Origin of the sequence: Roseovarius sp. MBR-78 (assembly GCF_040547535.1) — a bacterium.
Taxonomy (GTDB): domain Bacteria; phylum Pseudomonadota; class Alphaproteobacteria; order Rhodobacterales; family Rhodobacteraceae; genus Roseovarius.
In genome coordinates this window covers 25,612-35,118 of sequence record NZ_JBEPPX010000031.1, presented here as the reverse complement: position 1 = coordinate 35,118, position 9,507 = coordinate 25,612, and the positions used below count along the sequence as shown (strand labels likewise).

The 9,507-nt window shown below is 62.5% G+C and carries 9 protein-coding genes and 1 tRNA gene; 9 read left to right on the top strand and 1 reads right to left on the bottom strand.

All coding sequences use genetic code 11. The features are described 5' to 3' along the window. The coding region (locus ABIE58_RS17980) for an IS5 family transposase (protein ID WP_354546058.1) at window positions 1-463 on the bottom strand (463 nt) is incomplete at its 3' end. Window positions 464-631: 168 nt separating this feature from the next. Between ABIE58_RS17980 and ABIE58_RS17975 the strand changes: the two genes are divergently transcribed. The 9 genes from ABIE58_RS17975 to rpoB all read left to right on the top strand — a co-directional run bounded on the left by ABIE58_RS17975 (window position 632) and on the right by rpoB (window position 9,416). Then, a tRNA-Trp gene (locus tag ABIE58_RS17975) sits at window positions 632-707 on the top strand. Window positions 708-985: 278 nt separating this feature from the next. Continuing rightward, a complete protein-coding gene (locus ABIE58_RS17970) occupies window positions 986-1,576 on the top strand; it encodes a hypothetical protein (RefSeq protein ID WP_354546057.1) in 591 nt (196 codons plus the stop codon). Between the two features lie 75 nt (window positions 1,577-1,651). Further along, window positions 1,652-1,849 carry a preprotein translocase subunit SecE gene (gene secE, locus ABIE58_RS17965; RefSeq protein ID WP_354546056.1) on the top strand — a complete coding sequence of 66 codons (198 nt, stop codon included), beginning with the start codon at window positions 1,652-1,654 and terminating at the stop codon, window positions 1,847-1,849. Window positions 1,850-2,051: 202 nt separating this feature from the next. Beyond that, entirely contained in the window at window positions 2,052-2,585 is a 534-nt protein-coding gene (nusG, locus tag ABIE58_RS17960; protein WP_354546055.1) for a transcription termination/antitermination protein NusG, read from the top strand. 108 nt (window positions 2,586-2,693) lie between these two features. After that, a complete protein-coding gene (gene rplK / locus ABIE58_RS17955; RefSeq protein ID WP_354546054.1) occupies window positions 2,694-3,119 on the top strand; it encodes a 50S ribosomal protein L11 in 426 nt (141 codons plus the stop codon). Continuing rightward, window positions 3,119-3,817, top strand: coding sequence for a 50S ribosomal protein L1 (gene rplA / locus ABIE58_RS17950; RefSeq protein ID WP_354546053.1), 699 nt, complete (start codon window positions 3,119-3,121; stop codon window positions 3,815-3,817). Before rplK ends, rplA begins: the two co-directional genes overlap by 1 nt. A 254-nt stretch (window positions 3,818-4,071) precedes the next feature. Then, window positions 4,072-4,590, top strand: coding sequence for a 50S ribosomal protein L10 (gene rplJ / locus ABIE58_RS17945; protein ID WP_354546052.1), 519 nt, complete (start codon window positions 4,072-4,074; stop codon window positions 4,588-4,590). A 72-nt stretch (window positions 4,591-4,662) separates the two neighbouring features. Further along, entirely contained in the window at window positions 4,663-5,043 is a 381-nt protein-coding gene (rplL, locus tag ABIE58_RS17940) for a 50S ribosomal protein L7/L12 (protein WP_354546051.1), read from the top strand. Between the two features lie 236 nt (window positions 5,044-5,279). Then, window positions 5,280-9,416 (top strand): DNA-directed RNA polymerase subunit beta, encoded by a 4,137-nt coding sequence (rpoB, locus tag ABIE58_RS17935; RefSeq protein ID WP_354546050.1) that lies wholly within the window; start codon window positions 5,280-5,282, stop codon window positions 9,414-9,416. Window positions 9,417-9,507 lie beyond the last annotated feature (91 nt).

Genomic DNA, 9,507 nt, shown 5'->3' with positions numbered 1-9,507 from the left:
CCGCCAGAAAGCTCATCCTCCTCGCCAACACCGTCCTCAAGCGCGACACGCCATGGCAACCAAACCCGCCGTCCTGAGACGGTTGCTTGATTCCGGTGCTGTCGATAAGGAGATTCAGCGGGCCATGTGAGCCGCGGTAAGGGATGTGCACAACCAAGGTCTTTTGGTGCCTGCTGAGAGTGCTGTAGTCCGGCACGGTCCAATCCAGGCCGATCAGGCGCAGGAGGCTCTCGACGAACCCAGTCGTCTGCCGAAGGGCCATACCGAACAGGACCTTCATCGTCAGGCACGTCTGGATGGCGGTATCGCTATAGGTCTGCTGCCGACCACGCTTGCCTGACGGCGTGGCCTCCCAGTTCATCTCGGGGTCAAACCAGATCGTCAGCGAGGCGCGGCGCTTGAGCGCTTCGTTATAGGTCGGCCAGTTCCTGGTTTTGTAGGTCGGGGGTGTAGGTCTGCTCATGCATCCCAGCTACTCCGCTGGATTCACGAGATGAATCCCCTGAGGCATTTGCGCAACAAAGCCGAACGCGGGTAGAACATGATCTTACCGCTAAGTGATTACCGTTGTGATAACATTCGTATCGGCGCTTGACCACCCCTGCGAAAAACATTACGACACCAGCGTCTTAGGGGTATAGCTCAGCTGGTAGAGCGACGGTCTCCAAAACCGTAGGTCGCGGGTTCGAACCCTGCTGCCCCTGCCAAATCACCGGAACCTGCCGCTAGATCCGCGCTCGAAAGGGCGGGGTGGGGCTTTGGCTCTTGGCAGATCGGCGCATCGGGTCGGGGAGGCGCGTGCTGCCCGACGTGATGCCGAAAACACGTCTAAATTGTGTTGAAAATCGTAATTTCCATATTTCTGACGCCGTTGTGCCACGATTGTGCCACAATTGCGCCCCATCACCGCCACCAATCGGTATGAGGCCCTTGGCCAGTGCCGATCCGCGTGGGGGCGTGGATCAGGATGAAGAGTGTTGCTGCCATGAAACATCATGTGATTTCGGGGCGTGCCCCGGTCGATTATTTCGCAGCCGGTCTCGAGGAATACGAGGGCCGGACACCCGAGGATGCCGCCACCACCGAGATTGCCGTGCGCAACGCGGTGGAAACCATCGGCGAATTGATCCGCGAGGACCGTGCGCGCCGCGTGCGCGCGGATCTGCCCGAACTGGTCTTGCCAGACGAGATGGTGGCAGAAGAGGCAGCCCCCGCACCCCGGCGGCGCCGCGCCCAAAAGGCGGCGCAGACTTCGGCACCCCGGCAGCAACAGGCGCAGCAGGCGGCGCAGGCCCCCGGCATGCTGACGCGGTTGCGCGGGTTTCGGCCCGGTCCCGTGACCGCGCTATGGGGCGTGGCCTTTGCCGCCGTGGTTGTGTGGCCCAAGGCGGTGCTTGTTGTGCTGTTTGCAGGGTTCGTGATCTGCCTGGTCGCGGTGGCGCTCTTTGGGCCGGAACTGCTTGAACGGTTGCGTGACGCGGCGTTTGGGCGGTTTCGGGCGCGGCGCGCCACGCGGGAAGACCCGTTCGAGGACATGCCCGAGCCGTTCGAGCGGTTGTGCGACCGCCGTCACTGAGGCGGCGCGTGGCCCTTGAATTCGGCGCGTGGCCCGCGTATGTCCGCCCGAGACGTTGCAGGAAAGATCGCGCAGATGGCCCAAACCAATCCGTTCCAGTTTATCCAGCAGGTGCGCTCGGAGGTCGGCAAGGTCGTGTGGCCGACCCGCCGCGAGGTGCTTCTGACGACGGTGATGGTATTCATCCTCGCGACGCTGACCGCGATCTTCTTTGCGCTGGTCGATCTTGCGATCCGGGGCGGGTTGCAGGGGATACTGGGCCTCTTCGGCTAAGACCCTTGCTGCGGGGCACGCGCGCGGAGAAAGCCCTTGAAGTCAGGGCGAAACGGGGCTAATTCGGCCCACACTCCGGATGATGGCGCGCGGCGATTCGTGTTGCGCGCCGCTTTTCATTTCACGGGGTCGCGGCGGTAGCCGTCTGAAAGATCAAGGAAATACGGCCCAAGGCCGGTGAAGACAAGGGCATGGATCGACGATGGCAAAACGATGGTACTCGGTCAGCGTTCTCTCGAATTTCGAGAAGAAGATCGCCGAGCAGATCAGGACATCGGTCGAAGAGCAGGGCCTGGGCGACGAGATCGACGAGGTTCTGGTGCCCACCGAAGAGGTGATCGAGATCCGGCGCGGCAAGAAGGTGACCGCAGAGCGTCGCTTCATGCCGGGCTATGTGCTGGTGCATATGGAGATGTCTGACAAGGGCTATCACCTGATCAACTCGATCAACCGGGTGACCGGGTTCCTCGGGCCTCAGGGCCGCCCGATGCCGATGCGCGATGCGGAGGTGCAGACCATCCTTGGCCGGGTGCAGGAGGGCGAGGAAAGCCCCCGCACGCTCATCAATTTCGAGATCGGCGAGCGCGTCAAGGTCAACGACGGCCCGTTCGAGGATTTCGACGGCATGGTGGAATATGTCGACGAGGACCATCAGCGCCTGAAGGTGTCGGTGTCGATCTTTGGCCGCGAAACGCCGGTCGAGCTGGAATTCACGCAGGTCACCAAGCAGACCTGACGACGTGAGAAGTGGGAGGCGAGGCGGCCGCGGCCGCCGGACCGGACCACACGACGAGAGAGCCGGAGGGGCGCGCCCCGACGGTGTTGGAAGCAAAGGAGAGGCCGCATGGCCAAGAAACTGATCGGGACGCTCAAGCTTCAGGTGAAAGCCGGGCAAGCCAATCCCAGCCCGCCCGTCGGCCCCGCACTGGGCCAGCGCGGCATCAACATCATGGAATTCTGCAAGGCGTTCAACGCCAAGACGGCGGATATGGAACCCGGCGCGCCCTGCCCGACGGTGATTTCCTACTATCAGGACAAGTCCTTCGTCATGGAGATCAAGACGCCGCCCGCGTCGCATTATCTCAAGAAGGCGGCCAAGCTGAAATCCGGCAGCAAGACGCCGGGCCGCGCCAATGCGGGCACGGTGACCACCAAGCAGGTGCGCGAGATCGCTGAGGCCAAGATGCAGGACCTCAACGCCAATTCCGTCGAGGCGGCCATGCAGATCATTCTTGGCAGCGCGCGTTCCATGGGCATCGAGGTGAAGTGATGGCAAAGCTTGGAAAACGGACCCGCGCCCTGCGCGAGGCAGTCGCCGGCAAGGAAAACCTCAGCGTCGAGGATGCGGTCGCGCTCATCAAGGGCAATGCCACCGCGAAATTCGACGAGACCATCGAGATCTCGATGAATCTCGGCGTCGATCCACGCCATGCCGACCAGATGGTGCGCGGCGTCGTGGGCCTGCCCAACGGCACCGGCAAGACGGTGCGCGTGGCTGTGTTCGCGCGCGGTGCCAAGGCCGATGAGGCGCAGGCCGCCGGGGCCGATATCGTCGGTGCCGAAGACCTGATGGAAATCGTGCAAAGCGGCAAGATCGAATTCGATCGCTGCATCGCCACGCCCGACATGATGCCCGTCGTGGGCCGTCTGGGCAAGGTGCTGGGCCCGCGCAACCTGATGCCGAACCCCAAGGTCGGCACGGTGACGATGGACGTGGCGCAGGCAGTCAAGGATGCCAAGGGCGGCCAGGTGCAGTTCAAGGCCGAGAAGGCGGGCGTCGTTCACGCCGGTGTCGGCAAGGCGTCGTTCGATGCAACGAAGCTGATCGAGAACGTGCGCGCCTTCGTCTCTGCAGTGCAGAAGGCGCGGCCCACGGGGGCCAAGGGCACCTATGTCAAGAAGATCTCGCTTTCGTCCACGATGGGCGCGGGCGTGAGCATTGATGTCAGCAGCGCCGCTGTTGAATGAGAATTCGCGCCCGGATCGGTGATCCGGGTCGAATGGCGGGGCCTTGATTGGCCCTGTCCTGTCCGAGACGGAGGGTTTGCCGCAGTCGCGGTAAATAATTCCTTCCCGAGATGGGGAACGAGATGAGATTTCCGGCGGCGCTGGCCGCTCTCGGGTGATCTTGGCCTCGGGACCCTGACATTGGACCCGAACGCCGCCCCGCAAGGGGTGGCACAACTGAGCCGGGGGGAAACCCCCGAAATTGGAGTGAAACTGTGGATAGAGCCCAGAAAGAGAAAGTGGTCGAGGAACTCGGCCAGATCTTCGAAAGCTCTGGCGTTGTGGTGGTTGCCCACTACACGGGTCTGACAGTTGCCGAGATGCAGGATCTTCGTGCCCGCGCCCGCGCGGCAGAGGCATCGGTCCGTGTCGCCAAGAACAGGCTCGCCAAGATCGCCCTCGAGGGCAAGCCATGCGCAAGCATTGCCGATTACCTCGCGGGCATGACCGTGCTCACCTATTCCGAAGACCCCGTGGCAGCAGCCAAGGTGGCCGAGGATTTCGCCAAGGATAACAAGAAGTTTGAAATCCTTGGCGGGGCAATGGGTGACGCGGCGCTGGACCGTGCCGGTGTCGAAGCCACGTCGAAACTGCCTTCGCGCGACGAGCTTATCGCTCAGATCGCGGGCATGATCGGCGCACCTGCTTCGAGCATCGCGGGGGCCATTGGCGCGCCTGCCTCGAACATCGCGAGCATCCTTTCGACGATCGAGGAGCGGGCCGAAGCGGCCTGAGGCAAACTGTCATATGCGTGTGGGGCCGTGCCCCGACGTTGGAACACATCTAGATACGGAAAGAGCTGAAAAATGGCTGATCTGAAAAAACTCGCGGAAGAGATCGTTGGTCTGACGCTTCTCGAAGCACAGGAACTGAAAACCATCCTCAAGGATGAGTATGGCATCGAGCCCGCAGCCGGTGGCGCGGTCATGATGGCAGGCCCGGCCGAGGGTGCCGGTGGTGCCGCTGCCGAAGAGCAGACCGAATTCGACGTGATCCTGAAATCGGCCGGTGCGTCGAAGATCAACGTCATCAAGGAAGTCCGCGCGATCACGGGCCTTGGTCTGAAAGAAGCCAAGGACCTCGTCGAGGCCGGTGGCAAGGCCGTCAAGGAGCAGGTCTCCAAGGCGGAAGCCGAAGAGATCAAGGGCAAGCTGGAAGCAGCCGGCGCCGAGGTCGAACTCAAGTGATCGCTGCCCGCCGGGCGGCATGACGAAAAAGGCTGGGCCCGGCATATCCGGGCCCGGCCAAACCTATCTCAGAGAGGCCCCGCGCGACGGGGCCTGTTTCAGGCGAGGTTCGCGCGATCGGGAGGCCTCTGGTGGGACAGGGGCCGGGAATGGATCGCACTCTGCCCTCTCGGAAGGCCGCAGCGCTGTGCCCGACAGCGTATGCGACCGGTGAGACATGAAAAGGTGAGATCGACATGGCACAGAGCTACCTTGGCCAGAAGCGTTTGCGTAGATCCTACGGCAAGATCCGCGAAGTTCTGGAGATGCCGAACCTCATCGAGGTTCAGAAATCCTCGTATGACCTGTTCCTGAATTCCGGCGATCAGCCCGATCCGCAGGATGGTGAGGGGATCAAAGGGGTCTTTCAATCGGCCTTTCCGATCAAGGACTTCAACGAGACAAGCGTGCTCGAATTCGTCAGCTACGAGCTGGAGCGCCCGAAATACGATGTCGAGGAGTGCATGCAGCGCGACATGACCTATGCAGCGCCGCTGAAGGTCAAGCTGCGGCTGATCGTGTTCGATATCGACGAGGATACCGGCGCGAAATCCGTCAAGGATATCAAGGAGCAGGACGTGTTCATGGGCGATATGCCGCTCATGACGCATAACGGCACCTTTGTCGTCAACGGCACCGAGCGCGTGGTGGTCAGCCAGATGCACCGCTCTCCGGGCGTGTTTTTCGACCATGACAAGGGCAAGACGCATAGCTCGGGCAAGCTGCTCTTTACCTGCCGGATCATCCCCTATCGCGGCTCGTGGCTCGATTTCGAGTTTGACGCCAAGGATAACGTCTATGCCCGCATCGACCGCCGCCGCAAGCTGCCGGTGACGACGCTGCTTTACGCCATCGGCCTCGATCAGGAAGGCATCATGAATGCCTATTACGACACGGTCGATTACAAGCTGAAGAAAAAGAAGGGCTGGGTCACCAAGTTCTTCCCCGAGCGGGTGCGCGGCACGCGCCCGACCTATGATATCGTCGACGCCAAGACCGGCGAGGTGATTTTCGAGGCGGGCAAGAAGGTCACGCCGCGCGCGGTCAAGCAACTCATCGACGAGGACCGCGTGAGCGATCTTCTGGTGCCGTTCGATCATATCGTCGGCAAGTTCGTGGCGCGCGACATCATCGACGAGGAAACCGGCGCGATCCATGTCGAGGCGGGCGATGAGCTGACGCTTGAATATGACAAGGACGGCACGATCATCGGCGGCACGCTTCAGGACCTGCTCGATGCCGGAATCACCGATATTCCGGTGCTCGATATCGACGGTGTGAATGTCGGCCCCTATATCCGCAACACGATGGTGATCGACAAGAACATGAACCGCGAAAGCGCGCTCATGGATATCTACCGCGTGATGCGCCCCGGCGAGCCGCCCACCGAAGAGGCGTCATCGGCGCTGTTCGATACGCTGTTTTTCGACGCCGACCGCTATGACCTGTCGGCGGTGGGCCGCGTCAAGATGAACATGCGCCTTGCGTTGGACAAGCCCGACACGCAGCGCACGCTTGACCGCGACGATATCGTGGCCTGCGTCAAGGCGCTGGTGGAATTGCGCGACGGCAAGGGCGATATCGATGATATCGACCACCTCGGCAACCGCCGGGTGCGCTCGGTCGGCGAGTTGATGGAGAACCAGTATCGCGTCGGCCTTCTGCGTATGGAGCGCGCGATCAAGGAACGCATGTCGTCGGTGGAAATCGACACGGTGATGCCGCAGGATCTCATCAACGCCAAACCGGCGGCGGCGGCGGTGCGCGAGTTCTTTGGCTCGTCGCAGCTCAGCCAGTTCATGGACCAGACCAACCCGCTCTCGGAAGTGACGCACAAGCGCCGCCTCTCGGCGCTCGGGCCGGGCGGTCTGACGCGCGAGCGGGCGGGGTTCGAGGTGCGCGACGTGCACCCCACCCATTACGGCCGCATGTGCCCCATCGAGACGCCGGAAGGGCCCAATATCGGCCTGATCAACAGCCTCGCGACCTTCGCGCGCGTCAACAAATACGGCTTTATCGAGACGCCCTATCGCAAGGTGGAAAACGGCCAGGTCACCGATGATGTGGTCTATATGTCCGCCACCGAGGAAATGCGCCACACCGTGGCGCAGGCCAACGCGTCGCTCGACGAGAGCGGGAAATTCGTAAACGAGATGGTCAACACCCGGCGCTCGGGCGAATATATGCTGGCCCCGGTCGAGCATGTGGACCTGATCGACGTGAGCCCCAAACAGCTTGTCTCGGTTGCCGCCGCGCTCATCCCGTTCCTGGAAAATGACGACGCCAACCGCGCGCTCATGGGCTCCAACATGCAGCGGCAGGCGGTGCCGACGCTGCGCTCCGAGGCGCCGCTTGTGGGCACCGGCATGGAAGGCAAGGTGGCCGAGGATTCGGGTGCCGCGATCATGGCGCGGCGTGCGGGGATCATCGACCAGGTCGATGCGCAGCGCATCGTGGTGCGCGCCACCGAGGATCTCGATATCGGTGATCCCGGTGTCGATATCTACCGGCTGCGCAAGTTCCAGCGCTCGAACCAGAATAGCTGCATCAACCAGCGTCCGCTGGTGAAGGTGGGCGATACGGTTTCCAAGGGCGAGGTGATCGCCGATGGCCCCTGCACCGATATGGGCGAACTGGCGCTCGGCAAGAACGTGATCGTCGCGTTCATGCCGTGGAACGGCTACAACTACGAGGACTCGATCCTGATCTCTGAACGGATCGTGCGCGACGACGTGTTCACCTCCGTGCATATCGAGGAATTCGAGGTCGCCGCCCGCGATACCAAGCTTGGGCCCGAGGAAATCACCCGCGACATTCCCAACGTGGGCGAAGAGGCGTTGCGCAACCTCGACGAGGCGGGCATCGTCTATATCGGGGCCGATGTGCAGCCCGGCGACATCCTTGTGGGCAAGATCACCCCCAAGGGCGAAAGCCCGATGACGCCCGAGGAAAAACTGCTGCGCGCGATCTTTGGCGAGAAGGCCAGCGACGTGCGCGACACCTCGCTGCGCGTCAAGCCGGGTGATTTCGGCACCGTGGTCGAGGTGCGCGTGTTCAACCGCCACGGCGTGGAGAAGGACGAGCGCGCGCTCCAGATCGAGCGCGAGGAGGTCGAGCGTCTGGCGCGTGACCGCGACGACGAAATGGCGATCCTGGAGCGCAACATCTATGCGCGCCTGCGCGGTCTCATCTTCGGCAAGGTGGCGGTCAAGGGGCCCAAGGGCGTCAAGGCCAATTCCGAGATCACCGAGGATTTGCTGGCCACGCTGACCCGCGGCCAATGGTGGCAGCTTGCCCTCAAGGACGAGGCGGATGCGCAGATCGTCGAGGCGCTGAACGAGCAGTTCGAGGTGCAAAAGCGCGCGATCGAGGCCCGTTTCGAGGACAAGGTCGAGAAGGTGCGCCGGGGCGACGACCTGCCGCCGGGCGTGATGAAGATGGTCAAGGTCTTCATCGCCATCAAGCGCAAGCTGCAACCGGGCGACAAGATGGCCGGGCGTCACGGCAACAAAGGCGTCATCTCCAAGGTGATCCCGATCGAGGACATGCCGTTCCTCGCCGATGGCACGCCGGTCGATATCTGCCTCAACCCGCTGGGCGTGCCCAGCCGGATGAACGTGGGCCAGATTCTCGAAACCCATATGGGCTGGGCCGCGCGGGCGCTGGGCCTCAAGATCGACGAGGCGCTGAAAGATTATCGCCGCACCGGCGATCTGACCCCGGTGCGCGAGGCCATGCGCATCGCCTATGGCGACGAGGTCTATGCCGAGGGGATCGAGGGCATGGATGATGACACGCTCGTTGCCGTGGCAGGCACGGTCACCAACGGTGTTCCCATCGCCACGCCGGTCTTTGACGGCGCGAAGGAGGGCGATGTCAACGACGCGCTCAAACGCGCGGGCTTTGATACCAGCGGCCAGTCGGTGCTCTTTGACGGGCGCTCGGGCGAGCAATTCGCGCGGCCCGTCACCGTGGGCATCAAGTATCTGCTGAAGCTGCACCACCTGGTGGACGACAAGATCCACGCGCGCTCGACCGGGCCCTACAGCCTTGTCACGCAGCAGCCTCTGGGCGGCAAGGCGCAGTTCGGCGGCCAGCGCTTCGGCGAGATGGAGGTCTGGGCGCTCGAGGCTTACGGCGCGGCCTACACCTTGCAGGAAATGCTCACCGTCAAATCCGATGACGTGGCAGGCCGCACCAAGGTCTATGAGAGCATCGTGAAAGGCGAGGACAATTTCGAGGCCGGTATCCCGGAATCGTTCAACGTGCTTGTCAAAGAGGTCCGGGGCCTTGGCCTCAACATGGAACTCCTGGATGCGGAGGAGGATGAGTAAGCGCCGCGCACCGGACCCTTTCAAAGGGTCCGGTCCGTTTTCTTTTCAAGAAAACGGCGCTCTGCCCCCCTTCACCGCCAGCCTTTAAGGA

Bases quoted from the DNA above. Each gene is read 5' to 3' on its own strand.
- ABIE58_RS17970 (WP_354546057.1), top strand. From the start codon at position 986: ATGAAACATCATGTGATTTCGGGGCGTGCCCCGGTCGATTATTTCGCA.
- rpoB (WP_354546050.1), top strand. From the start codon at position 5,280: ATGGCACAGAGCTACCTTGGCCAGAAGCGTTTGCGTAGATCCTACGGC.
- secE (WP_354546056.1), top strand. From the start codon at position 1,652: ATGGCCCAAACCAATCCGTTCCAGTTTATCCAGCAGGTGCGCTCGGAG.
- rplL (WP_354546051.1), top strand. From the start codon at position 4,663: ATGGCTGATCTGAAAAAACTCGCGGAAGAGATCGTTGGTCTGACGCTT.
- rplA (WP_354546053.1), top strand. From the start codon at position 3,119: ATGGCAAAGCTTGGAAAACGGACCCGCGCCCTGCGCGAGGCAGTCGCC.
- nusG (WP_354546055.1), top strand. From the start codon at position 2,052: ATGGCAAAACGATGGTACTCGGTCAGCGTTCTCTCGAATTTCGAGAAG.
- rplK (WP_354546054.1), top strand. From the start codon at position 2,694: ATGGCCAAGAAACTGATCGGGACGCTCAAGCTTCAGGTGAAAGCCGGG.